This is a genomic window from Carnobacterium sp. ISL-102, from assembly GCF_018612935.1.
GTDB lineage: Bacteria > Bacillota > Bacilli > Lactobacillales > Carnobacteriaceae > Carnobacterium_B > Carnobacterium_B alterfunditum.
In genome coordinates this window covers 208,101-232,388 of sequence record NZ_JAGGRF010000003.1, presented here as the reverse complement: position 1 = coordinate 232,388, position 24,288 = coordinate 208,101, and the positions used below count along the sequence as shown (strand labels likewise).

The following is a 24,288-nucleotide window of genomic DNA, read 5'->3' as shown; positions in this document are numbered from 1 at the left end:
AGCAGCAAGGAGGATAAAATCGTATGAATAATCATCTTTTACAAAAATGGCTCAAAGCTGGGGATACAACTGTATCAAATATATTATTGACTCATTATAGAGAAGTTGGCTTAACCAGTGAACACTTAATTCTAGTTTTACAATTGAAATCATTTATTGACGTAGGAAATGATTTCCCAGACACAGAAATCATTTCAAAACGGATGCAAATTTCTTCTGCGGAGGTATTCCAACTGATCCATGACTTGATCAATAAAAAGTTGATCATAATTGAGACAGAAAAGAATGATGATGGGAAAACACGTGATAGTTACCGTCTAGATTTATTATGGGATAAATTGGGTTTAGTCATATCACAACAAGAAAATCAACAGCGTTTTGAAAAACAGCATTTATCGGAGCAAGAATTATTTCAATTGTTTGAAGCTGAGTTTGGCAGACCATTATCACCAATCGAAATTCAAACGATCGGTATGTGGTTGGATGACGATCATTATGCCATTGAATTAATTGAATTAGCTTTAAGAGAAGCTGTGTTGAACCAAGTATATAATTTAAAGTACGTTGACCGCATCTTGCTAAACTGGGAAAGAAAAAATATTCGAACGAAAGATCAAGTTGACAAAGAAGCAAATCGCCGAAGACAGGGGAATGCTAAGCCGACAACTTATTCAGTATCTAAAGAACAGACAACGAAAGTACCCTTGCATAATTGGTTGAATAATAATGATAATCCTTAATAAGGAGGAAAGTTATGCTATCTAAAAAACAAACGATACAGATGGTTGAAGCAATGGGTGAATTATTTCCTCAAGCTACCTGCGAACTGAACTATAAGAACGCTTTTGAATTATTGATCGCCGTTATGCTGAGTGCTCAAACGACAGATATTGCTGTCAATAAGCTCACTCCAGCACTCTTTGCAAAATACCCTACACCTGAAGCATTTAAAGATGCACCAGTAGAAGATATTATGGAACGACTTAGGACGATTGGCTTATACCGTAATAAAGCTAAATTCATTAAAGGATGTTGTCAAAAATTAATGGTTGAATTTAATGGGGAAGTTCCTCAGGAGCGTCATGAATTAGAATCTTTACCGGGAATAGGAAGGAAATCAGCAAATGTAGTCTTAAGCGAGGCATTTAATGTGCCTGCTATTGCTGTTGATACTCATGTTGAACGTGTAACTAAACGATTGGGTATTTGTCCACCAGATGCTACCGTTCGTGAAGTAGAAGAGATTTTAATGAAGCAATTGCCTAAAGATATGTGGCGTATTGCTCATCACTGGATCCTTTTTTTTGGGCGCTATCAGTGCATAGCAAGAAACCATGATCATAATATATGTCTCCAACTATTAAAAGAAAATAGCCCAATAAAAGTACAGTAAAAAAGCGGTTCTACATCAAATGGTGTGGATACTTCAAAAAAAATTCTTCTGGAATGGGCGTTATTTGCCCACAGTGCTTCATTGTAGGATACAATCAACCCTATTCCTCAATGAATTTTGGGTAGGTAATGCAATTAGATTAAGTCTATCAACACCAACTATTATACAGCCCAAAAAAGCAAGATGAGACGCGTCTAATGACGATATGTCTCATCTTGCTTTTTTGAATTTAAAATCTGAATTTCTAATAGGAGATGTTTTTATTCTGCTGGAGCAGAACTAGAAGCTTTTGATTTAGCAGTTGGAGCGCTGCTGTTTGGAGCAGAACTAGAACTACCGCTTGGGGCAGAGCTAGTACTTGAAGAACTTTCACTGCTTTCCTTTTCAGGTTCTTCCTCAACAGATTCTTCCTCTACTGGCTCTTCTTCAGGTTCTTCTTCAACAGGTTCTTCTTCAACAGATTCTTCCTCTTCAGGTTCTTCCTCTTCTTTAGGAGGAATGAGAACACTTATTGAATTAGCGGGACCAGTATCACCGTCAGCTTGTACAGCGAGAGTGATCGGAATTTCACCTGCAGGAGGACTTTGTATAATATATGAAAGATCATTAGTTGAATAAGACTCAGAGCCTACAGTCAAAATGTAAGAGATGCCTTTTTGTGAATAAGCATTCCATTTGATTGATAAAGCATCTGTCTCTTCATTGTAGGTAGCTGTTAATCCTGATGGAGCTTTTAATTCGATTGATTCTTCCTCATCTTTTTTACTTTCTTTTTCGGGAATTTTTGGTGCTACAGTAGTAGGTTCCGTTCCTTTAACAAATAATTCGTTAACAATTTTGTCTGTAGGAGTATCTGGACCTGCAAGTTTTGCAGGCATCGAGCCTTTTTCAACTGCAACTTCCACAACAGAACTTGGTTTTTTCCAGTCACTAGATTCAACAGATTCTGAAACGTACGACATCAATGCTTGATAGATTTGTTGAGGTAATAATCGTTCGCTGCCTGAATTGTCGATCGAATCATAATAGTTATCTTTTCCGACCCAAACAGATAAGGCATAGTTCGTTGTATAACCAGTATACCATTTGTCAGGTACGCCATTCTCTGGAATATTATGCTCTTGCTTTTTTTCATCCTCGTAGTTAGTCGTACCTGTTTTTCCAGCTTGTGGAATTCCATTTAATCCCACTCGAGCAGAATTATTTGAAGCGACATCTTTTAACATATCCGTGATCATATATGCTGTTGAATCAGCCATAGCTTTAGTAGATTCAGGTTGAAGATCGATTTCTTCACCATCTGCTAAAACGATTTTTGAAACGGTGTAGGGTTCAGTATACGTTCCACCGTTTGCAAAAGTAGCATAAGCACCAGATAATTCAACTGGAGTAATATTCCCAGTGAAACCATTTGACTGAACTAGACCATCTGATCCGGGGTTTAAAGTAGATGTATTTATTCCTAGATTTGTTAAAAATTCATTGACTTGATCTGTGGGTACGTCTTTATAAATCTTTGTTGTAGGAACATTACGTGAATCAACCAATGCTCGACGTAAGCTGATTTGACCTTCGTAGTTATTATCATAGTTATTGATCGGCGTTCCATCATCAAAGGTATAAGGTTCATCTACTACTTGTTCATAAGTCGAGTACTGTAAATATTCAATTGCCGGACCATAAGCAGATAATGGTTTGATATTCGATCCAACACTTCGTTTTAATTCAGTAGCGTAGTTTGTCCCTAATTGGACTTCTTGATTCCGTGCGCCGCCTAAAGCTTTTAGTTGGCCAGTATTGACGTCTACTAAAGAAACGCCGGTTTGAATATCTTCATCTTCAATTGTGACGTATTCATCAGAATTTACAACATCGTATAGGCGTTGTTGTGCATCCATATCTAAATTAGTGTGGATAGTCAATCCAGATGTATAGGGATCTAAATTTGTTTTTCTTTCAACTTCAGCTAGAACTTCTTTAACATAGGGGTCAAAAACAAGTTGATTCGTTTCTTCACCAGAATGTTTGACCAATCCTTCTGAGACATCGACTGATTTAGCTTCTTGGGCTTCTGAAGCAGTAATAGCTTCAGTCTCCAACATCATGTCTAAAACTAGATTGCGACGTTTTGTTGCATCTTTCGGATTGGTGATGGGGTTGTAGGCATTTGGAGCTTGTGGCATTCCAGCAAGCAATGCAGCTTCTGGTAAAGTTAATTCAGCTATCGGTTTACCAAAATAGTATTCGCTAGCAGTACCCATTCCATATTTATTGTCGGACATATATACTTTATTAATATAAAAAGTTAAAATTTGATCTTTAGAATAGTCTCGTTCTAATTGAAGGGATAACCACGCTTCTTGAGCCTTCCGTTTTAACGTTTGGTCTTCAGCACCTGTAGAGAAAACAGAAAGTTTAATTAATTGTTGGGTAATAGTACTTCCGCCTTCAGAAGCAAAACCATCTGTTACGTTTGCTACAACTGCACCAGCGATACGGATAGGGTCGATACCGATGTGAGTGTAAAAACGTTGATCTTCAATGGCGGTAATGGCGTTTTTTAAGACTTGAGGAACGTCATTCTCTGTGACTAATTCACGATCTTCACTAGCAAGAGTTAAAAATTCGTTTCCATCTGAATCAAGCAATGTTGAAGAGACCGTATCGGTCAATTCAGCTTCGGTTATTTCGGGTGCTGAGGAGACGTAATAAGCAAATAGACCCATACCTCCAATTAAAATTGCTCCAATTAAGATCAGTATTCCAATAAGTGATTTTTTCCAAATTGGAAGAGAGGATTTCTTATTTTTGCTCCTTTTTTTTGAATGGTTTGCCTTTTGCGTTTGTTTTTTTGACACACGTGACATTTCTTTTTTTTCTGGCATAATTAAATCTACTCCTTATTTCTCTTGTTGGATAAAAATTATAAACTAGTTCTTCCATAAATGAACGGAATAATTATTTTTATGTTGATTTATCCTTATTCTTAATAATTAAATAATCCACGATTTTTAGATATGGGACACGTGGCGATAATCCATAATACATTTCGTATCCTATTTTTTCAAGCTCTTTTAATGGAATCGATTTTCTTCCATCATTTTGTTGGTTATTCCAATAAACGAGTAACTGTTCTGCTTCTAATAAAAAAAGACGCTCACTTGTAGCAAAACGCATGATCACAAAACAAATGGCTTGTTGCTGGATACACTGCTGCATGTGGACAATTTGGTGTTCATGGAAATTTTTTAATGGAAAGGAAAGCTTGTTCTGTGTTTCTTTTGCCTCGAAATCCAAATAATGCCCTCGGTAAACGCCATTATAATCTGTTGTAGATGCATGTCTAAAGTAAGCTTCTTTAATAACGGCTGCACTTCTTTTAGGATAATCTACTTTGACGATCTGAACAGGGGTGGGCTTTTTATGGACAACAGCAATTCCTTTTGCTAAATAATATTGATTGCTTGCATTCAAATCTTCTTCTAAAGACATACCTCGCTTGCTGAATGAAGTCAACTGATTGTTTAGTTGCTTTTTTGGTGAAGTTTTGTCACTATGGATATAGGTTTTACCATTAGGATATCGTATAGCCAATTGCAATCACACTCCTGAGTACTAGTATATCAAATAAAGACCTTTAAAGAAAAGGAGAATCAAATGAGTTTATGAGAAATTTATACATTAGTGGTTATCGGACATTTGAACTTGGTGTATTCAAGGAAGATGATCCAAAGGTAGCAGTAATAAAAAAATGCTTAAAACAAGAAATCAGTCAATTTATTGAAGAAGGAATCGAATGGATCTTAACGAGTGCTCAATTTGGTACAGAACAGTGGGCAATCGAAGTAGTCGATGACCTAAAAAAAGAGTATCCAACAATTAAAATTGCTATTATTTTTCCTTTTCTAGAATTTGGTTCAAACTGGAATGAAAAAAATCAAAGTAAGCTTACTTCATTAAAACAAAAGGCTGATTATGTTGAAGCTACTTCCCATAAGACTTATCAAGATCCATCCCAATTAAAAAATCATCAAGCTTTTTTGTTAGAGCATTGTCAAGCGGCATTGTTAGTGTATGACCCCGAGTTTGAAGGGAAAACAAAGTTTGTTTATCAAGCACTAAAAAAGAAACAGGAAACAATGGAATTTGAGTTGAGATTGATAGATGTAGACCAGTTGCAAAACAGCAGTATTGAAGAAGAATACGATTGATCCTTTCGATTTTACGACCTATTTATTCTCGGAGCAGCAAGATAATATAAAAATAAGTTTTTTTTTCTCATTATCTTTGGTATAATAAGAATCATTAGCAGAAACGAGAATAATGTTTTGTTAGAAGATGAAGCAAACAAAGAGGTGTGAACATGGCAAATAGATCACTAACAACAAAAGATATTCTTCAAAAAGAATTTAAACAAAGTATGCGTGGGTACAATCCAGCTGAAGTAGATGAGTATTTAGATGAAGTGATTCGTGATTACGAATCATATAATAAAGAACTTACTCAAGTAAAAGCTGAAAACAATCGTTTATTGAGTAAAATTGATGAATTAGCAAAACAAGCATCAATTGCTAAACCTAATTATTCTTCTTCTCAACCTAATAGTACGGTAACCAATTTTGATATTTTAAAACGTTTATCGAATTTAGAACGTCATGTATTTGGCTCGAAATTAGATGAAACAGAAGATGAAATGGAAGATGAAATTTAAGCTTCTTTAGTTAAAGAACGATTTAAAATAGATGACCTGTAACAAAAAAACATTTGTAAATTTCGGGTAATTGCGGTTTAGCTTGACTAAACTGAGGAAAGTCCATGCTCGCACAAGCTGCGATGCTTGTAGTGTTCGTGCCTGGCGAAATCATAAGCCAGGGCCTTCATTTAATTATGAAGAGACGGCAGAAAAAAGAGCTAAGGCTGTAAAGCTATGCTTGAGTATTCTTGAAAGTGCCACAGTGACGAAGCAATACGGGAAACGGTATTGGTGGAACGCGGTAAACCCCTCGAGCGAGCAACCCAAACTTTGGTAGGGGCACTTTTCCTAGGGAATTGAACCGATGGAAGAGGCAGTAATTGCAGACAGATAATTACCTCCGGATAAAACAGACCCTGACTTTTTATCTGAGACAGAACATGGCTTACAGAAATTTACAAATTCAGGTATAGAACCCTCCTTTTAGGAGGGTTTTATATTTATTTAAGATACTAATTAAATAAGAAAAGAATTGGAGAAAATACATGAAAACTTTTAAACTCGTTGCAACGGCGGCCAGTGGGATAGAGGCCTTAGTAGGAAAAGAAATCAAAGATTTAGGATATGAATGCCAAGTAGAAAATGGAAAAGTCTTCTTTGAAGGAACCGAAAAAGATATTGCTAAGACAAATCTTTGGTTAAGAACGGCTGACCGGGTCAAAATCATTGTTGGTGAATTTAATGCGTATGAATTTGATGAACTATTTGAGAAAACAAAAGCCTTGCCATGGGAAGACTTATTACCAATGGATGCTAACTTTCCTGTAGCAGGAAAGTCGATAAAATCAAAATTATACAGTGTATCAGATTGTCAATCAATTGTGAAAAAAGCAATTGTTGATCGTTTAAGTGATGTTTATCACCGTAATACACGTTTACCAGAAACGGGTTCTTTGTACCAATTAGAAGTAGCATTATTAAAAGACAAGGTTACATTAACATTAGATACAACAGGACCAAGTTTATTTAAACGGGGATACCGGACTGCTAAAGGTGGAGCACCATTGAAAGAAAATATGGCTGCGGCTCTGGTCCAATTAACCAATTGGCGTAAAGATCGTCCTTTCTATGATCCAGTTTGTGGTTCAGGTACAATCGTTATTGAAGCAGCATTGATTGGACATAATATTGCTCCAGGATCTAATCGTTCATTTAGCTGTGAGGAATGGGAATGGTTTGATCAAAGCGTCTTTGAAGAAGTTCGTGCTGAAGCTGAAGCTGCTGTAGATCACGATATCGAACTTGATATTATGGGAACAGATATTGATGGCACTATGATCGATATTGCTAAGGTAAATGCGGATGAAGCAGGAGTAGGCAGCAGCATTACATTCAAACAAATGCAGTTAGCTGATTTTACGACTGAAAAAGAATATGGTGTTATTTTAGCTAATCCTCCTTATGGGGAAAGATTAGGCGAAGAAGAAGAGGTTCAAAAGTTATACAAACAAATGGGCCAAGTATATCGTCCGTTAAAAACTTGGAGTAAATATATTATTACAAGTGACTTAGCTTTTGAAACATTTTACGGAGAAAAAGCTACTAAAAAACGTAAACTATATAATGGAGCCTTAAGGACTGATTTATTCCAATTTTGGGGCGAACGTCCTCCTAGAGCACCGCGTAAATAAAAATAAAAAATAACAGTTCCAAGAAAAAAATTTCTTAGGACTGTTATTTTTTTGAAACTATTTTTTGTAAGGCTTGTTTAGCTAAATGATCTGCCCCTTTATTATGCGATTCTGGAATCCATTGAATAAAAAAAAGAGGAAAATAGTTGAGTTTTTCTTGAATAAGAGTTAAATAACCTTTGAAAACATCTTTTTTTACGTAGCTTTTATTAATGGCAGAGGCTAATAGTTTACTATCTGTGTACATCATTAAAGTTTCGTCGTTCAACTTGTATTCGATCAAGTAAGTGAGGCCCTTTAAAAGAGCTTCAAATTCAGCTTCATGATTGCTTATTTTATTCTCAAGCGGAATAGATAATTGATTGTATCTATGATCAGAGCTGATTACAATTCCTACACCACTAGGACCAGGGTTGTTTTTTGTTGAAGCATCGGTATACATTTTAATCATACTTGCTTGGCCCCTTTCATTTAAATGGGTTTTTAATTTAAGGTATGTTAAAATAGCATTACTTTTGTATAGTATAAGGAGCGTAATATATTGGATGATAATTCTCGTGTAAAATTTTCGCTTTCATTAGAACCTGCTTTTCAAATCATTTATTGGTCAGTTTGCTGGCTAGTTTTTTTTTCAGTGCTTATTTTATTTTTGGAAACCCAAACGATTGATCTAATCATAATTGTTTTGCTTATTTTTTTGGGAGTTCTTTTATTTTATGGCTTTGGTTCTACTCTAAGAATGAAAAATGATAATTTGGAAAGTAGTTATTTTAGAGGTATTAAAAAAAAGAGTATCCCTTTAACAGAAATAAAAAAAATAGCATTTTCCGCTAAGAGAAAGATTGTTTTATTTACTGATCAAGGTAAATCAGTTTCTTATATTTATTTAAACACAAAGAATAAAAAGAAATTTCATGAGTATATTAAAAATAAAGCACCGTCGATTCAGTTAGAAGAACTAAATAGTTAGACAGAATTATCCAGATATGAGAACCTAAAAGACGATACCCTTAAATGAGGTGTATCGTTTTTTAGGTGTCTCTGTTAGCAATTAAGTTGAGTGAGTTACACTAGTCAAGGACGATGACGTTAGTCGCTTGAGGGCCATGGTTGCCTTCCAAAATTTCAAATGAAACATGTTGCCCACCATTCAAATATTTAAATCCTTCATCACTAACTATACCCGTGAAGTGAATAAAAATATCTTCGGTTTCGTTATATTCAATAAATCCGTACCCTTTTTCATTACTGAACCATTTGACTGTTCCATTTTCCATTTACGAAACCCTCCTTAGTGAAGTTCTCAATTGAGATCCATTCGCTTTTTTTAAAAGGATTAAAAACAAATGACCTACTTCTATTATAGGAACAATCTAGCAATTCGTCAATTTTGTGCAGCCTAAAAAGTTGTTATCGGAATAATTTGTTGGTTCTTAAGAAGATAGACAAATTTTTTGGATGAATTGTTCGAAAGTTAGCTCGTAGTAAAACTATTTCCTTATGTTGCCCTTATTATTATAAAGAAAAATAAGTTGTTCAATGGAACGATAATCGCTCATTAATTAAAAAAGGGAGTTAGTTAAACATATGCTTTTATTGGCTTATTATATGGAAATAACCTAAATGTATTCTACAAATTAACTATGGGGCTATAGATTTTTAAAAAACTGAGTGATCCGAACGAAAAAATCAGAGCAATAAAGTTAACCTTACCATGGACTAAAGGTAAAATTAAGTCCTATTGAATAGATTATTTACGTGTGAACTGAAAAGCAACATGCTTTTTTGAACTTTTCATTCGGCAGCTATCTTCTATAATCGATAATCAAGCGAAACCAGCGATAGGGTATTTAAGGTAATTTAAAAAGTGACGAATAAAACTTAATTGGACCAACTTACAGATATTATCGATAAAAAATGGTAGAATGTTTAAGATGAATTAAAATGTTTGATAGAGGAAAGTGGAGATAAACGATGAAAGAATTAAAAGTACAGAATTTAACAAAAACCTATGGCGAAAAAGTATTATTCGATGAAATCAACTTCTCAATTATGGAAGGTGAAAGAATTGGTCTAATTGGCGTGAATGGTTCTGGAAAAACGAACCTTCTAAATGTGATCACTGGAAAAGATAGTGGTGAAAAAGGCAGTATCCAGAAGCCGAAAGATTACACTATCAGTTATTTGATGCAGGAACCAGATCTAAATCCTGATAAATCAGTTTTTGATGCTGTTTTTGAAGGAGACTCACCTATTTTAGTAGCCGTTAGAAACTACGAGAAAGCATTAGACTTATTGATAGCAGACCCAATGGATGAAAAATACCAAAATAGATATTCTAGAGCTGAACAAGCAATGAATGATGAAAATGCTTGGATCGCTGATACAAACGCAAAAATGATTTTGAGCAAATTGGGAATCATTGATTTAGAGCAATTGGTAGGAACGTTATCTGGTGGACAGAAAAAACGAGTTGGCATAGCGCAAGTGTTGATACAAGAACCTGATTTGTTGGTTTTAGATGAACCAACCAACCACTTAGACTTTGAGACGATCACGTGGTTAGAAGGCTATTTAAGTTCTTATAGAGGAGCATTATTACTTGTAACTCATGACCGTTATTTCTTGGACCGGATCGTTAACCGCATGGTCGAATTGTCCCATGGTAGTGCGACATTTTATACAGGGAACTATGAACAATACGTTATCGAAAGAGCCGAAAGACAAGAAGCCGCAGTGGTCGCTGACCATAAGAGAAAACAAATGTATACGAAAGAATTAGCATGGATGCGCACAGGTGCAAAGGCACGTTCAACAAAACAACAAGCTAGGATCGGACGATTTAAAGATTTAGAAGACAATTTGAATCAATCTAATTTAGACGAATCAGTTGAAATGAATTTAGAAGGTTCTCGCTTAGGAAAAAGAGTATTCGAGTTAAAAGATGCATCGCTTAATTTAGGTGGAAAAGTAATTTTGGATCACTTCAACATGATGATCCAAACGAAGGATCGAATTGGGATCAGTGGTGAAAATGGAGCTGGTAAATCAACTTTCTTAAATACTTTAGCAGGAAGATTCCCATTAGATTCAGGGGAAATAGTTGTAGGAGAAACGGTGAAAGTTGCTTATTTCACGCAAGTCATTGAAGAGATGGATCCTACTAAACGGGTTATTTCCTACCTACAAGAAGTTGGAGAAGAAGTTGAAACATCTAATGGTGAAAGAATCAGTGTGACAAACTTACTGGAACAATTCTTATTTGAACGCCAAACGCATGGTACGCTTATCGGTAAATTATCTGGTGGAGAAAAAAGACGATTGTATCTATTGAAGTTATTGATGCAACAACCAAATGTATTGCTGCTGGATGAACCGACAAATGATTTAGACATCGCAACGTTGACGGTATTAGAAGATTACATCGAAACTTTCCCTGGAGCGGTGATCTCAGTTTCCCATGACCGTTACTTCTTAGATAAGACAGTGGAAAAATTACTGATATTTGATGGTAATGGAAAAATCAGACCATTTTATGGAAGTATTACAGACTATATAGAGGAAGAAAAAGAAAAAAAACAAGGCCGTTCTGTCCAAAGCAGTGAGCCAAGTGAAAAATCTAACACACAACCGGAATCACCCACTGAGGATGGAAAAGTGAAATTAACATTTGCAGAACAAAAAGAGTGGAGCACAATTGAAGAAGAAATGTTCAATCTTGAAAATAAAATAGAAGCTATAAAAAAAGAAATGTCGAAATCGGGCAGTGATTTTAGCTTACTACAAGAACAACAAGAACGATTAGCGGCTTTAGAAAAAGAGCTGGAAGAAAAAATGAATCGTTGGGAATATTTAAGTCAATATTCAAATGATTAATTTATAGGAGGTAAAGTCGTGGAGTCAGAATATTTAAATTTAGGAAAAAAAGTCTTAGAAGAAGGTCACGAAAAGACCGATCGAACAGGAACAGGAACGAAAAGTCTTTTTGGTTATCAAATGCGCTATGATCTTCAGAAAGGTTTTCCTTTGCTAACAACTAAAAGAGTGCCATTTAGTTTGATCAAAAGTGAACTACTATGGTTTATTAAAGGCAATACAAATATTCAATATTTGTTGCAGCATAATAATCATATCTGGGATGAATGGGCTTTTGAACGTTTTGTAAAAAGTGACGATTACTCAGGACCAGACATGACTGATTTTGGTAGAAAAGCTTTAACTGATTCTGACTTTAACGCTGTCTATCAAGGAGAAAAAGAAACTTTTTGTAATCGTATTTTAGAAGATGAAGCATTCGCTGCTAAATACGGTGAACTTGGCAATGTGTATGGAGCTCAATGGAGAAAATGGAAAACGACCCAAGGGGAAACAATTGATCAATTAAAAGAAGTTATCCAGCAAATCAAAACGACGCCAGACTCAAGGCGTTTGATCGTATCAGCATGGAATCCAGAAGACGTTCCTAATATGGCGTTGCCTCCTTGTCATACGCTATTTCAATTTTATGTTGCTGATGGAAAATTAAGCTGCCAATTGTATCAACGAAGTGCAGATATCTTTTTAGGTGTGCCATTTAATATTGCGAGCTATGCACTATTAACACATTTAATAGCGCGTGAGGTTGGTTTAGAGGTTGGAGAATTTGTTCATACGTTAGGTGATGCACATTTGTATTCAAATCATTTTGAACAAATGAAAAAACAACTAGCAAGAGAGCCTAGGAATTTTCCGACGATTGCATTGAATAAATCAAAAACGAGTATCTTTGATTTTGAGATGGAGGATATACAGATTGAAGGATACGATCCTCATCCGGGTATAAAAGCTCCAATAGCTGTTTAATTAAAAAAAGAAAGTAGGGTAATGACATGATTGCTTTTTTATGGGCTCAAGATGAAAATGGAGCGATTGGATACCAAGGAACGTTGCCTTGGTATCTGCCAAATGACTTGAAGTTTTTCAAACAAATGACATTAAATAACGCTGTTGTAATGGGCAGAAAAACATTTGAAGGAATGAATAAACGCCCTTTACCTAACCGTATCAATATCATCCTTACAACTGATCGCAGTTATCAAGCCGAAGGGGTCAAAGTCATGCACAGTCGAGAAGAAGTACTCGATTTTGCTAAAGAGTACCCAGGAGATACCTTTATTACTGGCGGAGCAAATGTATTTAGTTTCTTTATGGAAGACGTGGATGTATTACACCGCACTTTGATAGAAGGCGAATTTAAAGGAGATACGTTCATTCCTGAAATAGACTGGAAAAAGTGGAAACTAGTTGAAACAGAAGAAGGTATTGTTGATGACCGCAATAAATATCCTCACGTTTTCGAAACGTATAGACGAAATGACAAGTAAGTAAATACGTTAGGCACCTCATATGAAGATGTATACGAAAAATGGAGAATCTGGTATACTATTTTCATATATTAACAAGTAAAGGAGTTTTTCTCATGAAAAAAGGACGGTTAATTGTCATTGTCTTCCTTTTTTTAAGTATAGGCAGTATTTTCATTGCAAACACACTAATAGACCCATTTCAAAGCAATTTATCTAACGACAAAGATGGGAAAGACATGGAGATAAAAAAAGAATCTCTTCATATTGTTGCAATCGGAGATTCTTTAACAGAGGGTATCGGAGATGCTACTAAAAGTGGAGGGTACGTCCCAATAGTTGCTGACTTGTTAGAAGAAACAGATGGTTATAAAGAAGTAACTACTAGCAACTATGGGAAAAATGGAGATCGAAGCGACCAAGTCTTGGAACGATTTCATGAAAATAAATCCATTCAAGAAGATATCGCATCTGCCAACATTGTTGTTCTAACAGTAGGTGGAAATGACATTGTACAAACCCTTAAAAAAATTTTTTTAACCGCTAATGAGGAAAGTTTTACCCTTCCCGAAAAAACGTATAGGGTAAATTTAAAAGCCCTTTTAGCGGACTTTAAGAGACTAAACCCTGAACTTGAATTATATGTTTTCGGCATTTATAATCCCTATTATGTCTACTTTCCTGAGATAACTGAAATGCAAAATATAGTAGACAAATGGAATCAAACAACTCAAGAAATAGTAAATGAAACGGATAATGCTACCTTCATTTCTACCGTGGACTTATTCAATCCGACAATAAAGCAAGATGAGGTAAAAAATTTATTAATGGATGAAGAAAATTCTGATGGATCAGAAAGCGTTAATCCATATTTGTATGAAAAAGATTTATTTCATCCTAATGAAGCTGGGTATGAATTGATGGGAAAGGTACTGTTTCAAGCTATTGAGGCTGAGTAAAGAGGAATCTGAAGAAAGTAGAAGGGCGTTTTTATGGAAATAAAAAGAGACCAAAAAAAGAGCAAATTGAATGGATGGAAGTGGGCTTTTCTTGTGCTGCTTACGAGCATTATTGGAATAGGTCTATGGTTTTTTACGCAGTTGACACCGGTTATAATAGGAGAACCAAACCTTGAGACAAGAGATAGTAATGAAGAAGTGATGTTTCAAGTATCCACAAAAAAAGATGATATTAATCAATTGGTAGCCTCGTATCTTAAGAATGAAAAAGTAGTAGAAGGCCCGGTCAATTATCAGTTTAGATTAGAAGATCAAGCTCAATTAGTTGGAACATTTCAATTGCTTGGTCAAGATGTACAATTTCAGTTGTTTTTGGAGCCTTATGTAATGGAAAATGGCAATCTCCAATTTAAAGCAACAAGTCTTTCAATTGGAAAATTACGTTTGCCTATTGCATTTGCGCTGAATCAAATCGAAGGTCAATTGAATATTCCAGATTGGGTAGCCATCAATAGTGAGCAAGAGACGATCGTATTCAATCTAAATGAATTTAATTTAGAAAGCGGTATGCATTTTTCGGTCGATAAAATCAACTTAGCCGAAAACGATATTCGAATCAATGTCTATCTGCCAACTGATTAGGTATAGAGATAATAGGAAAGGGTGAGTTTAGTGAAAGATACTGCGGTATTTGCGGGAGGATGTTTTTGGTGCATGGTTTCTCCGTTTAATGAACAGCCTGGAATTGAAAAAGTCGTTTCAGGTTACACGGGAGGACACACTGTAAATCCTACTTATGAAGAAGTTTTGACTAAAACAACAGGGCATACTGAAGCTGTTGAAATAACCTTTGATCCATCTGTTATTTCTTATGAAGAATTGGTAGAAATCTATTGGAATCAAACCGACCCAACGGACGCTATGGGTCAATTTCAAGATAGAGGAGATAATTATCGGCCTGTTATTTTTGTGCTAAATGAGAAGCAAAGAAACATCGCGGAAAAATCAAGGAAAGAATTAAGCGAAAGCGGAAAATACAAGAAGCCTATTGTTACCGTGATCGAAGAGTCCCAACCTTTTTATCCAGCTGAAGAAAAGCATCAAGAATTTTACCAAAAAAATCCAGAAAAATATGCTCAAGAGCAAGAAGAGCGATTGCACTACCAACAGAGCAAAGAGAGGAATTAGGTCAATGCAACGTCCATTTTATCATTATTTAATGACTGAAAGAGATCCACATAAAAGAGATGTTGTTACCTTATTTGCAAATGCTGTTTATTTAGATGACAGTTTTCCTAAACAGTCAGAAGATTATCATGAAATCAGTCATTATCTAGAATTAAATGGCACATACTTAGAAGAAATGACAACTTTTGACAAAGCTTGGGAAATTTATTTAGATAAAGACAACTAAAAGCAATCAACTTACAAAACAACTAGGAGGAAATAATCATGAGTGTACACATTGAAGCTAAAGAAGGACAAATCGCAGAAACGGTCTTGCTGCCAGGAGATCCATTAAGAGCAAAATACATTGCAGAAACTTTTTTAACAGATGTAGAACAATACAATCGTGTGAGAAATATGTTCGGCTATACAGGAACTTATAAAGGCCGACGTGTTTCTGTTCAAGGAACGGGTATGGGCATTCCTTCTATGATGATTTATGCTGAAGAATTGATCACGGGTTACAATGTGAAAAATTTAATACGCGTAGGGACTGCTGGTGGAATGCAAAAAGACGTCAAAGTGCGTGATGTTATCTTAGCTCAGGGTGCGACAACTGATTCTGCTATTGTAAAAAATACATTTAATAATCAAGTTCAATTCGCTCCAATTGCTGATTTTGATTTACTAAGAACAGCCTATGAAATTGCTGTTGAACAAGGAATGAAAGTTAAAGTAGGAAATATCTTATCGGCTGATCGTTTTTATAATGCTGAACTAGATAAAAAGAAATTAGCTGATTATGGCGTATTAGCTACCGAAATGGAAGCAGCTGGTCTATATACATTAGCAGCTAAATATAATCGTCGAGCTCTAGCAATCCTAACAATAAGCGACCACTTGATTACTGGAGAAGAAACTTCTTCAGATGAGCGCGAAAAAACGTTTAATGATATGATGATCGTTGCGTTAGAAACAGCTTTAAAATTTTGATAGAAATCAAAATCTGATTTTTAGTTGGATGGTTGAACAATCACAAACCTTGAATTAAATTGAAAACAGAGAGGAACCTTACAATTGGAGAATGAACCAAAAAAAGATGAAAAACAAAAGGGAATCAAACCTTGGGCCTATGGCGCTTCTCTCATAGTAGTTGCTGCACTTTCAATTGGTGGGACCGTTGCTGTTACGAATGCAAATGATGGTAAAGATGAACAAGTTCAAAATCAACTAAATTCCTCAGAAGCTAGTGTAGAAATGAACGCGGAAGATTTTGAAAAAATTCAAGCAGTTTATGACACTTTGATGACGGATTATTATCAAGGTGTTGAAGAAGAAACCTTAATTGAAGGGGCCATCACTGGTATGACCGAAGCTGTCGGAGATCCATACACACAATATCTTGATGTAGAAGAATCCTCTTCCTTAGATGAAAGCATCTCAGCATCGTTTGAAGGAATCGGTGCAGAAGTGATGAAGCAAGGAGATAATGTTATGATTGTTTCTCCTATTGCAGGATCACCAGCCGAAAAGGCAGGATTACAACCTAACGATATTATTTTAAAAGCTGATGATCAAGAATTAACGGGTATGACTTTAAATGAGGCTGTCTCGCATATCCGAGGGGAGAAAGGTTCCGAAGTTACATTGACTATTAGGCGTGGCGAGTCTACTTTTGAAGTGAAAGTAGTCCGCGATACGATCCCAGTTGAAACAATTATTTACCAGTTAGACGAAGAAAATCCGACGATTGGGTATATTGCGATCACTAGTTTTTCTTCACCAACGTACGATGATCTGGTGGCAGCTATAAAAGACTTAAGAGAGCAAGGTGCAGAATCCTTTGTTTTCGACGTCCGACAAAATCCAGGTGGTTTATTGAATGCAGGATTGAATATTTCTAATCTATTTCTAGAAGATGGAGATATTATTTTACAAACTCAAGAAAAAGATCAAGAACCGGTTTCAATTGTCGCTGATGATGCTACAATGGGTGATTTTAAAGTTGCTGAGCCATCCGTTCTATTAGTAAATGAAGGAAGCGCCAGTGCCTCTGAAATTTTAGCAGGTGCGGTCAACGAATCTGGAAATATTAAATTAATCGGAACACAAACGTTTGGTAAAGGAACGGTCCAAAATGTAGCTGCATTCGATGACAGCAGTGAACTGAAGATAACGATTGCCAAATGGTTAACACCAAGTGGTAAATGGATCAATGAAAAAGGAATTACGCCCACTATCGAAGTAGCCTTACCGGAATATTCAAATTTATTGATAATCGATGGTTCAAAATCCTATCAATTGGGCGATGTTTCTGAAGAGGTTGAAAATTTAGAGAAAGTACTAGATGCATTAGACTATTCTACAGGCGCCATTGATGGATACTTCGATGAATCGACACAGGATGCTGTCCGACAATTTCAAACTGACAAAAATCTAACTATTGATGGTAAAGTAACAGGTGAGACGGCTACTCAACTGATCGAATCATTAAGAAAGCTGATCGATGAAAATGATACCCAATATGAAGCAGCGATAAAAGAGTTGCAATCAACTAAATCTAGTAAATAAGATAATAGGGATCAATAAACTAGAACTCCTAGAACTTACTAAGGAAGAGAGGTAGGAATTTTCTATCTCTCTTTCTTAGTAAATGTGGCCTTAAATAAATAGTTATTTTTAAAAATTTCTTGTATGATAGAATAAATAGATAGTTTGGAGCGAATAACATGGAAAAAAAGTCTTGGGAGGAGTTTTCTTGGGAATGGTTTAAAGCTCTAATATTAGCCGGATTGATTACTGTTTTATTGCGAAATTTCATCTTTATTCCCATGACTATTGAAGGTTCGTCTATGATACCGACATTTCAACAGAATGATCAAATTATTGTCAATACAATATTTGATGTAGAAAGATTTGATTTAGTTGTATTTTATGATTCATCAAACCGAACGCTTGTAAAAAGGGTCGTTGGTTTGCCGGGTGAAAAAATCCGATATGAAAATGATCAACTTTATATAAATGATGAAGAAATTGAGGAAGAATTTTTAGATAATAATTTAGTTAACAATGCTGGAGGTATTTGGACATCGGATTTTACTTTAGAAGAATTGACCGGTACTCAGGCGATATCAGAAGGTGAATATTTTGTGTTAGGCGACAATCGTAGATCAAGTAATGATAGCCGGTACTTTGGGAGTATTCCAGTAGATTCGATTATTGGAGAAACGTCTTTTATTTATTATCCCTTTGATCGCATGAAGACTGTCCAATAAATAAAGAAAGTGGGGAGAAACAATTGAGTAAAATTAATTTTTCTGATGGTCAAAATCAGCCAGAAACATCTTTTGAACCAAGAAAGTCACGTCATACTTCTCCAAGTCAAAAACGCAAAGAAAATAAAAGTCGTGGGAGTGAATTTTTAAGTACATTACTATATTTTGTAGTAGCATTGATTATTTTTCTACTCATTCGATATTTTTTATTTGCTCCAGTAAGTGTGGATGGTGAGTCTATGGTTCCTACTTTAGAAGATCGAGATCGGTTGATTTTAAATAAAATAGACTCTATAGATCGTTTTGATGTTGTTGTTTTTCCTGCTCCTGATGATCCTGAAAAACAATATATTAAACGAATCATAGGACTTCCAGGCGACACTATTCGTTATCAAGATGATGCTTTGTATATCAATGGAGAAAAAGTAGAGGAAGAGTATTTAAAAAGTTCCGTAAAAGAAATGTCTACTGGAGGCAACTTTACAGAAGACTTTTCACTAGCCTCTAAAACAGGTGAAGAAATGGTTCCTGAAGGCAGTTATTTCGTGATGGGCGATAACCGTCAAAATTCAAAGGATAGTCGCGTTTTTGGATTTGTAGATGCTACTACCGTCAGTGGAACAGCCATTCTTCGTATTTGGCCGCTTGAAGAATTTGGTACAATAGAAAACGATTAAAAGGAAATAAGAAAAAGACTATAAGCAAGCTGTTCTTTTTTTGTGTAAATAGAAAGGTGAAAAAATATGAATATTCAATGGTTTCCAGGACATATGGCAAAAGCGAGACGCCAAGTAACAGAAAAAATAAAACTAGTAGATATTGTGTTTGAACTCGTTGATGCAAGAATTCCGCTATCAAGCCGCAATCCAATATTAGATGAAATAATCGGAGAAAAACCTAGGGTCATTATTTTAAATAAAAGTGATTTAGCTGATCCTATTCAAACAAAAAAATGGGTAGCTTATTTTAATGAACAAGGAATAGCAGCAGTCCCTATTGTTGCGCAAGAAGGTAAGGGCATGAAACAACTTATGGAAAAAGCAAAAGAAATTTTGCAACCAAAATTTGATCGAAGAGCTGCTAAAGGAATTAAGCCTCGTGCAATTCGAGCAATGAGTATTGGGATCCCTAACGTTGGGAAATCAACCTTAATTAATCGCTTTATAAAGAAAAATGTTGCGATAACAGGTAATAAACCCGGAGTAACAAAAGCACAACAATGGTTAAAACTAGGCAAAGAATTGGAATTACTCGATACTCCAGGTATTCTTTGGCCAAAATTTGAAGACCCAGCAGTCGGAGAAAAATTAGCGTTGACAGGTGCAATCAAAGATACTATTTTGCAGATGGATGAAATTGCGATGTATGGAATAGGTATAATGAAGACTTATTATCCAGAAACATTTGCTAAACGATTCCTTTTAACTAAAGAAGAATTAGAATTAGGAACACCGGAACTGCTAATGCTGATCAGTGAACGAAGAGGTTTTCGAGAGGACTACAGCCGTGCAGCAGAAATGTTGATCTATGAAATTAGAAGTGGTAAAGCAGGACGATTCACGCTAGATATTGCTCCGGTTTCTTTACCTAAAGAATAGGAGAACGAGAGTGGAAAAACCAATAACTATTACGGCAATAAAAGATCTTTTGACATCAATTACAAACCCAGCTGATGAACGATTGGTCCAGATCAAAAATGATTCACGTAAAGGTGTTATAAATGCTTATAAGGCTTGGGAAAATAGGTTGAAAAAGCAGCAATCGATTCTTGAAAAACAACAAGAGATGCTTCAAATCGAGCACTATTTTTGGGGAAATGGAACACAATATATTGCTGGAATCGATGAAGTAGGAAGAGGGCCATTAGCTGGACCTGTTGTGGCAGCTGCTGTTATATTACCGATTGATTTTGCTGTGTTAGGGATCAATGATTCTAAGCAATTATCTAGTGCAAAACGAGAATCATTATTCGACCAAATCCAAGAATCAGCGATAGCTATTGGTGTTGGGATAAAAGACCATCAAGTGGTTGATGAAGTAAATATATACCAGGCAACTAAATTAGCAATGATCGAGGCTGTACAACAATTACCTAAACAGCCAGAACAACTGTTGATCGATGCCATGCATTTGCCTGTTAGTATACCCCAAGAAAGTTTTATTAAAGGAGACGCCAAAAGTTTGTCTATTGCTGCAGCCAGTATTATTGCTAAAGTAACAAGAGATAGAATGATGGCTGACTATGATGAGTTATATCCTGGATACGGTTTTTCTGAGAATGCTGGTTATGGAACTAAAGTTCATTTAGAAGGTTTACAAAAACATGGCGCATGCCCAATTCATAGGAAAACATTCGCCCCTGTAAAAAATATATTGAAGTAAATAAAACTTTTAAAGTTACCAAGAATATAAACAAAAAACGAATGAATAGGAGTTTGCTCCTGTCCATTCGTTTTTTATTATTGGATATGGCTACGATATAGGCCAATGACTTTGCCTAAAATAATAACCTCATTAAGTAGGATAGGGCTCATTGTGTCATTTTCAGGTTGTAGTCGATAATGATCTTCTTCTTTGTAAAATCTTTTACAAGTCGCTTCATCGTCAACAGTCATAGCTATGACAATATCGCCATTATTAGCAGTGCCTTGTTTACGAATGATCACCTCATCACCATCAAAAATACCTGCGTTGATCATGCTTTCTCCTCGAATAGTCAACATAAACAATGATTCATTTTCAAATTGTAAGTTTGGAGGAAGAGGGAAATAATCTGTTGCTTCCTCTACCGCTAATATAGGTTCGCCAGCTGTTACAGTTCCCAATAAAGGAATTTTATCTAACGCAATGCCCAATTTAGTTAAACCTGATGCTGTTAATTCAATTGCTCGCGGTTTACTAGGATCCCGTTGGATATAACCATTTTTTTCTAAGCGGGAAAGATGGCCATGAACTGTTGAGGTAGAAGATAATGAGACAGCCGTTCCGATTTCTCTAACAGTTGGAGGATAACCTTTTAATTTAACTTGATTATATATATATTGCAAGACTTCAACTTGTCTTGATTCCGGATTTTTACCCATGATAGATACAAACACCTCGTTTCTTTTTTTATCATTTTAAGATTACCATATATGGCACAACAAATCAAACAAACGTTCGTAGATGAAGATGATAAAAGAATGTTTTTTTTTAAGAAGTTTGTTATAGTTGAACAAGAAAATAAAAATAATGTTGGAGTGATTAAATGTTGCCAAAAGAACAAATTGAAAGAATAAATGCTTTAGCTAATAAATCGAAAACAAAAGGCTTAACTATACAAGAACAAGTTGAACAAAAGAAATTGAGAGATGCTTACATTGAAGCCTTTAGGGGTGGAATGAAAAAAACAATTGAGGGTGTAAAAATAGTCGATGAAGAAGGTACTGATGTAACTCCGGAAAAATTGAAAGAAATACAAAAAAATAAAGGCCTACATGGGAGATAAAAAAGTTGTTCGTCAGTGTGGTGAGCAACAAATTATCCCAATTAGTACCATTCGCTCCGTGAAAGCGTTGCACTTGGAGTGAAATAATAGTAAACTAATAGGGTACTATAAGATAGTTCAAATTGAAAGGATGATTTTTTTGTTTGATAACGTAGACCAATTAGCAGTAAATACAATAAGAACACTAAGTATGGATGGCATACAAAAAGCCAACTCCGGACACCCAGGTTTACCTATGGGAGCTGCTCCAATGGCTTACACATTGTGGACAAAACAATTAAAAGTGAATCCAAAAAGCTCAAAATGGTTCGATCGTGACCGTTTTGTATTATCAGCTGGACATGGTTCAATGTTATTATACAGCTTGTTACACTTAGCTGGATATGACGTTAAAATAGATGATTTAAAACAATTTCGTCAATGGAACAGTAAAACACCTGGACATCCAGAAGTTAATCATACTGATGGAGTAGAAGCGACAACTGGCCCCTTAGGACAAGGAATCGCAAATGCTGTAGGTATGGCTATGGCAGAAGCTCATTTAGCTGCTACTTATAATAAAAAGGGACACTCAATTGTTGATCACCATACATATGCTTTGTGTGGAGATGGCGATTTAATGGAAGGTGTTTCAGCTGAAGCTGCTAGTTTAGCTGCTCATTTGGGACTTGGAAAATTGGTTGTTCTGTATGATTCAAATGACATCTCTTTAGATGGACCAACATCTAAATCCTTCACTGAAAATGTAGGAAAACGTTTTGAAGCTTATGGTTGGCAACATATTCTTGTAAAAGATGGCAATGATCTAGATGAGATCAACACAGCCATTGAAGCTGCAAAAACTGAAACAGAAAAACCTACTTTGATCGAAGTTAAAACTATTATTGGATTTGGTGCTCCTAATGCGGGAACACATAAAGTTCATGGTGCACCACTTGGAGCAGAAGGAATTGAAGCTGCTAAAAAAGCATACGGATGGGAAGGCGAAGATTTCTTTGTTCCTACTGAAGTAGCTGACCGTTTTAAAGAAACAATGATTGAAAAAGGCGCTAAAGCTGAAGAAGAATGGAAAGCAGCGTTTGAAGCTTACCGTACTGATTATCCAGCACTAGCAGAACAATTTGAATTAGCTTTAAGCAATGAATTACCAGCTGATTGGGATGCTGAATTACCATCTTATGATGTTGAAGATAATGCATTAGCTTCTCGTGTTACAGGTAGCCAAGCGTTGAATGCTATCGCTAAAAAAGTTCCCTATTTCTGGGGCGGATCTGCCGATTTATCTTCATCTAATAATACAATGATAGCAGACGTTAAAGATTTTAAAGCTGGCCAATATGAGGGGAGAAATATTTGGTATGGTGTTCGCGAATTTGGTATGACAGCTGCTATGAACGGAATCGTCTTGCATGGTGGTACTAGAACTTATGCTGGGACATTCTTCGTATTTACTGATTACCTGCGTGCTGCCGTTCGTTTAGCAGCTATTTCTAACTTGCCTGCAACCTATGTGTTCACACATGATTCAGTTGCAGTTGGGGAAGATGGTCCTACTCATGAACCAGTTGAACAATTATCTAGTTTACGTGGTATGCCTAACCTATCGATCATCCGTCCAGCAGATGGAAATGAAGTTGTCGCTGCTTGGGAATTAGCCGTAACATCAAATGATCACCCAACAATGTTAGTCTTATCTCGTCAAAACTTACCTGTACTGCCGGGAACTAAAACTGGAGCGCGTACGAATGTTGCTAAGGGAGCCTATGTTATTTCAGCTCAAACTGGCGAAAAACCAGAAGGTATTTTATTGGCATCTGGTTCAGAAGTTGCTTTAGCTATTGAAGCTCAAAAAGCTTTGAAAGAAAGCGGACAAGATGTTTCAGTTGTTTCGGTCCCAAGTTTTGATCTATTCGAAAAACAAGATCCAGCATACAAAGAAAGTGTTTTACCAAAAGAAATTCGTAAACGTGTGTCTATTGAAATGGGAGCGACATTTGGCTGGGAGCGTTATGTTGGCCTAGATGGAGCTACAATAGGTATCGATAAATATGGTGCAAGTGCACCCGGAGCAACCGTTATTAAAAATTATGGTTTTACAGTCGAAAATGTCGTAGAAACATTTATTAACTTATAAAATAGGGCCCTGTAAGTTGAAATTTTTACTTACAGGGCTTTCTTTTGTTTATATTTGTCATGAATTATGACTTTTTAGTGTAAGAAATAGAATTTTAGTTTATTTTTTTACTATTATTTAGTACAATTAAGTCTTGAGAGGTTTGAA

The 24,288-nt window shown here is 35.8% G+C and carries 26 protein-coding genes and 1 other RNA gene; 22 read left to right on the top strand and 5 right to left on the bottom strand.

Annotated features, from left to right (window positions below; translation table 11 throughout):
- Positions 1 to 23 precede the first annotated feature (23 nt).
- Together J7E16_RS02715 and nth are read left to right on the top strand one after the other, a co-directional pair.
- On the top strand, positions 24 to 740 hold the full coding sequence (locus J7E16_RS02715; protein WP_214888388.1) for a DnaD domain-containing protein: 717 nt from the start codon (positions 24 to 26) through the stop codon (positions 738 to 740).
- A gap of 14 nt (positions 741 to 754) precedes the next feature.
- Complete coding sequence (nth, locus tag J7E16_RS02710) at positions 755 to 1,393, top strand: endonuclease III (protein ID WP_214888385.1); 639 nt, start codon at positions 755 to 757, stop codon at positions 1,391 to 1,393.
- 260 nt (positions 1,394 to 1,653) lie between these two features.
- On the opposite strand, the gene J7E16_RS02705 is transcribed toward nth, so the two are convergent.
- Entirely contained in the window at positions 1,654 to 4,278 is a 2,625-nt protein-coding gene (locus J7E16_RS02705) for a transglycosylase domain-containing protein (protein WP_214888382.1), read from the bottom strand.
- A 79-nt stretch (positions 4,279 to 4,357) separates the two neighbouring features.
- Positions 4,358 to 4,987: a Holliday junction resolvase RecU gene (recU, locus tag J7E16_RS02700; protein WP_214888379.1), complete on the bottom strand. Its 630-nt coding sequence runs from the start codon at positions 4,985 to 4,987 to the stop codon at positions 4,358 to 4,360.
- Between the two features lie 71 nt (positions 4,988 to 5,058).
- On the opposite strand from recU, the gene J7E16_RS02695 reads away from it, so the two are divergent.
- The 4 genes from J7E16_RS02695 (at position 5,059) to J7E16_RS02680 (ending at position 7,777) form a co-directional block, all read left to right on the top strand.
- Positions 5,059 to 5,604: an SLOG family protein gene (locus J7E16_RS02695; RefSeq protein ID WP_214888376.1), complete on the top strand. Its 546-nt coding sequence runs from the start codon at positions 5,059 to 5,061 to the stop codon at positions 5,602 to 5,604.
- Positions 5,605 to 5,756: 152 nt separating this feature from the next.
- A complete protein-coding gene (gpsB, locus tag J7E16_RS02690; RefSeq protein ID WP_034548561.1) occupies positions 5,757 to 6,104 on the top strand; it encodes a cell division regulator GpsB in 348 nt (115 codons plus the stop codon).
- Between the two features lie 58 nt (positions 6,105 to 6,162).
- Positions 6,163 to 6,539: RNase P RNA component class B (gene rnpB, locus J7E16_RS02685), an RNA gene on the top strand.
- A 92-nt stretch (positions 6,540 to 6,631) separates the two neighbouring features.
- Entirely contained in the window at positions 6,632 to 7,777 is a 1,146-nt protein-coding gene (locus J7E16_RS02680) for a THUMP domain-containing class I SAM-dependent RNA methyltransferase (protein WP_214888374.1), read from the top strand.
- 43 nt (positions 7,778 to 7,820) lie between these two features.
- On the opposite strand, the gene J7E16_RS02675 is transcribed toward J7E16_RS02680, so the two are convergent.
- The gene (locus J7E16_RS02675) at positions 7,821 to 8,228 is read right to left on the bottom strand and encodes a ribonuclease HI family protein (RefSeq protein WP_214888371.1); all 408 of its coding nucleotides are present in this window, start codon (positions 8,226 to 8,228) and stop codon (positions 7,821 to 7,823) included.
- A 90-nt stretch (positions 8,229 to 8,318) separates the two neighbouring features.
- Here J7E16_RS02675 and J7E16_RS02670 point away from each other — a divergent pair, with 90 nt between their 5' ends.
- On the top strand, positions 8,319 to 8,747 hold the full coding sequence (locus J7E16_RS02670) for an EbsA family protein (protein WP_214888369.1): 429 nt from the start codon (positions 8,319 to 8,321) through the stop codon (positions 8,745 to 8,747).
- Positions 8,748 to 8,847: 100 nt separating this feature from the next.
- Here J7E16_RS02670 and J7E16_RS02665 read toward each other — a convergent pair whose 3' ends face one another.
- A complete protein-coding gene (locus J7E16_RS02665) occupies positions 8,848 to 9,054 on the bottom strand; it encodes a cold-shock protein (RefSeq protein WP_034548566.1) in 207 nt (68 codons plus the stop codon).
- Between the two features lie 697 nt (positions 9,055 to 9,751).
- On the opposite strand from J7E16_RS02665, the gene J7E16_RS02660 reads away from it, so the two are divergent.
- The 13 genes from J7E16_RS02660 (at position 9,752) to rnhB (ending at position 20,902) form a co-directional block, all read left to right on the top strand.
- Entirely contained in the window at positions 9,752 to 11,653 is a 1,902-nt protein-coding gene (locus J7E16_RS02660; protein WP_214888367.1) for an ABC-F family ATP-binding cassette domain-containing protein, read from the top strand.
- An 18-nt stretch (positions 11,654 to 11,671) separates the two neighbouring features.
- Complete coding sequence (locus J7E16_RS02655) at positions 11,672 to 12,619, top strand: thymidylate synthase (protein WP_214888365.1); 948 nt, start codon at positions 11,672 to 11,674, stop codon at positions 12,617 to 12,619.
- 26 nt (positions 12,620 to 12,645) lie between these two features.
- The gene (locus J7E16_RS02650; protein WP_214888363.1) at positions 12,646 to 13,140 is read left to right on the top strand and encodes a dihydrofolate reductase; all 495 of its coding nucleotides are present in this window, start codon (positions 12,646 to 12,648) and stop codon (positions 13,138 to 13,140) included.
- A 95-nt stretch (positions 13,141 to 13,235) separates the two neighbouring features.
- Positions 13,236 to 14,078, top strand: a complete 843-nt coding sequence (locus tag J7E16_RS02645) for an SGNH/GDSL hydrolase family protein (RefSeq protein WP_214888361.1) — start codon at positions 13,236 to 13,238, stop codon at positions 14,076 to 14,078.
- Between the two features lie 33 nt (positions 14,079 to 14,111).
- Positions 14,112 to 14,720 (top strand): YpmS family protein, encoded by a 609-nt coding sequence (locus tag J7E16_RS02640; protein ID WP_214888359.1) that lies wholly within the window; start codon positions 14,112 to 14,114, stop codon positions 14,718 to 14,720.
- A gap of 30 nt (positions 14,721 to 14,750) precedes the next feature.
- The gene (msrA, locus tag J7E16_RS02635) at positions 14,751 to 15,266 is read left to right on the top strand and encodes a peptide-methionine (S)-S-oxide reductase MsrA (protein ID WP_214888357.1); all 516 of its coding nucleotides are present in this window, start codon (positions 14,751 to 14,753) and stop codon (positions 15,264 to 15,266) included.
- Positions 15,267 to 15,270: 4 nt separating this feature from the next.
- Positions 15,271 to 15,492 (top strand): YozE family protein, encoded by a 222-nt coding sequence (locus J7E16_RS02630; RefSeq protein WP_214888355.1) that lies wholly within the window; start codon positions 15,271 to 15,273, stop codon positions 15,490 to 15,492.
- Between the two features lie 38 nt (positions 15,493 to 15,530).
- Entirely contained in the window at positions 15,531 to 16,238 is a 708-nt protein-coding gene (gene deoD / locus J7E16_RS02625) for a purine-nucleoside phosphorylase (protein WP_034548578.1), read from the top strand.
- Between the two features lie 84 nt (positions 16,239 to 16,322).
- On the top strand, positions 16,323 to 17,816 hold the full coding sequence (locus J7E16_RS02620; RefSeq protein WP_214888353.1) for a S41 family peptidase: 1,494 nt from the start codon (positions 16,323 to 16,325) through the stop codon (positions 17,814 to 17,816).
- A 158-nt stretch (positions 17,817 to 17,974) separates the two neighbouring features.
- The gene (gene lepB / locus J7E16_RS02615) at positions 17,975 to 18,520 is read left to right on the top strand and encodes a signal peptidase I (RefSeq protein ID WP_214888351.1); all 546 of its coding nucleotides are present in this window, start codon (positions 17,975 to 17,977) and stop codon (positions 18,518 to 18,520) included.
- 23 nt (positions 18,521 to 18,543) lie between these two features.
- Positions 18,544 to 19,197: a signal peptidase I gene (lepB, locus tag J7E16_RS02610; protein ID WP_214888349.1), complete on the top strand. Its 654-nt coding sequence runs from the start codon at positions 18,544 to 18,546 to the stop codon at positions 19,195 to 19,197.
- A 66-nt stretch (positions 19,198 to 19,263) separates the two neighbouring features.
- Positions 19,264 to 20,118 carry a ribosome biogenesis GTPase YlqF gene (gene ylqF / locus J7E16_RS02605; RefSeq protein ID WP_034548584.1) on the top strand — a complete coding sequence of 285 codons (855 nt, stop codon included), beginning with the start codon at positions 19,264 to 19,266 and terminating at the stop codon, positions 20,116 to 20,118.
- Between the two features lie 10 nt (positions 20,119 to 20,128).
- Entirely contained in the window at positions 20,129 to 20,902 is a 774-nt protein-coding gene (gene rnhB, locus J7E16_RS02600) for a ribonuclease HII (RefSeq protein ID WP_214888347.1), read from the top strand.
- Positions 20,903 to 20,979: 77 nt separating this feature from the next.
- Here rnhB and lexA read toward each other — a convergent pair whose 3' ends face one another.
- Positions 20,980 to 21,603 carry a transcriptional repressor LexA gene (gene lexA / locus J7E16_RS02595; protein WP_034548586.1) on the bottom strand — a complete coding sequence of 208 codons (624 nt, stop codon included), beginning with the start codon at positions 21,601 to 21,603 and terminating at the stop codon, positions 20,980 to 20,982.
- 164 nt (positions 21,604 to 21,767) lie between these two features.
- On the opposite strand from lexA, the gene J7E16_RS02590 reads away from it, so the two are divergent.
- Both J7E16_RS02590 and tkt read left to right on the top strand, forming a co-directional pair.
- Entirely contained in the window at positions 21,768 to 22,007 is a 240-nt protein-coding gene (locus J7E16_RS02590) for a DUF896 family protein (RefSeq protein WP_034548588.1), read from the top strand.
- Positions 22,008 to 22,137: 130 nt separating this feature from the next.
- Entirely contained in the window at positions 22,138 to 24,141 is a 2,004-nt protein-coding gene (gene tkt / locus J7E16_RS02585; protein ID WP_214888345.1) for a transketolase, read from the top strand.
- Positions 24,142 to 24,288: the final 147 nt, after the last annotated feature.

Excerpts from the sequence above, each read along its gene's own strand:
- J7E16_RS02715 (WP_214888388.1), top strand. The coding sequence starts at position 24 with ATGAATAATCATCTTTTACAAAAATGGCTCAAAGCTGGGGATACAACT.
- nth (WP_214888385.1), top strand. The coding sequence starts at position 755 with ATGCTATCTAAAAAACAAACGATACAGATGGTTGAAGCAATGGGTGAA.
- J7E16_RS02705 (WP_214888382.1), bottom strand. The coding sequence starts at position 4,278 with ATGCCAGAAAAAAAAGAAATGTCACGTGTGTCAAAAAAACAAACGCAA.
- J7E16_RS02695 (WP_214888376.1), top strand. The coding sequence starts at position 5,059 with ATGAGAAATTTATACATTAGTGGTTATCGGACATTTGAACTTGGTGTA.
- gpsB (WP_034548561.1), top strand. The coding sequence starts at position 5,757 with ATGGCAAATAGATCACTAACAACAAAAGATATTCTTCAAAAAGAATTT.
- J7E16_RS02680 (WP_214888374.1), top strand. The coding sequence starts at position 6,632 with ATGAAAACTTTTAAACTCGTTGCAACGGCGGCCAGTGGGATAGAGGCC.
- J7E16_RS02675 (WP_214888371.1), bottom strand. The coding sequence starts at position 8,228 with ATGATTAAAATGTATACCGATGCTTCAACAAAAAACAACCCTGGTCCT.
- J7E16_RS02665 (WP_034548566.1), bottom strand. The coding sequence starts at position 9,054 with ATGGAAAATGGAACAGTCAAATGGTTCAGTAATGAAAAAGGGTACGGA.
- J7E16_RS02660 (WP_214888367.1), top strand. The coding sequence starts at position 9,752 with ATGAAAGAATTAAAAGTACAGAATTTAACAAAAACCTATGGCGAAAAA.
- J7E16_RS02650 (WP_214888363.1), top strand. The coding sequence starts at position 12,646 with ATGATTGCTTTTTTATGGGCTCAAGATGAAAATGGAGCGATTGGATAC.
- J7E16_RS02645 (WP_214888361.1), top strand. The coding sequence starts at position 13,236 with ATGAAAAAAGGACGGTTAATTGTCATTGTCTTCCTTTTTTTAAGTATA.
- J7E16_RS02640 (WP_214888359.1), top strand. The coding sequence starts at position 14,112 with ATGGAAATAAAAAGAGACCAAAAAAAGAGCAAATTGAATGGATGGAAG.
- J7E16_RS02630 (WP_214888355.1), top strand. The coding sequence starts at position 15,271 with ATGCAACGTCCATTTTATCATTATTTAATGACTGAAAGAGATCCACAT.
- deoD (WP_034548578.1), top strand. The coding sequence starts at position 15,531 with ATGAGTGTACACATTGAAGCTAAAGAAGGACAAATCGCAGAAACGGTC.
- lepB (WP_214888351.1), top strand. The coding sequence starts at position 17,975 with ATGGAAAAAAAGTCTTGGGAGGAGTTTTCTTGGGAATGGTTTAAAGCT.
- ylqF (WP_034548584.1), top strand. The coding sequence starts at position 19,264 with ATGAATATTCAATGGTTTCCAGGACATATGGCAAAAGCGAGACGCCAA.
- lexA (WP_034548586.1), bottom strand. The coding sequence starts at position 21,603 with ATGGGTAAAAATCCGGAATCAAGACAAGTTGAAGTCTTGCAATATATA.
- J7E16_RS02590 (WP_034548588.1), top strand. The coding sequence starts at position 21,768 with ATGTTGCCAAAAGAACAAATTGAAAGAATAAATGCTTTAGCTAATAAA.
- tkt (WP_214888345.1), top strand. The coding sequence starts at position 22,138 with ATGATTTTTTTGTTTGATAACGTAGACCAATTAGCAGTAAATACAATA.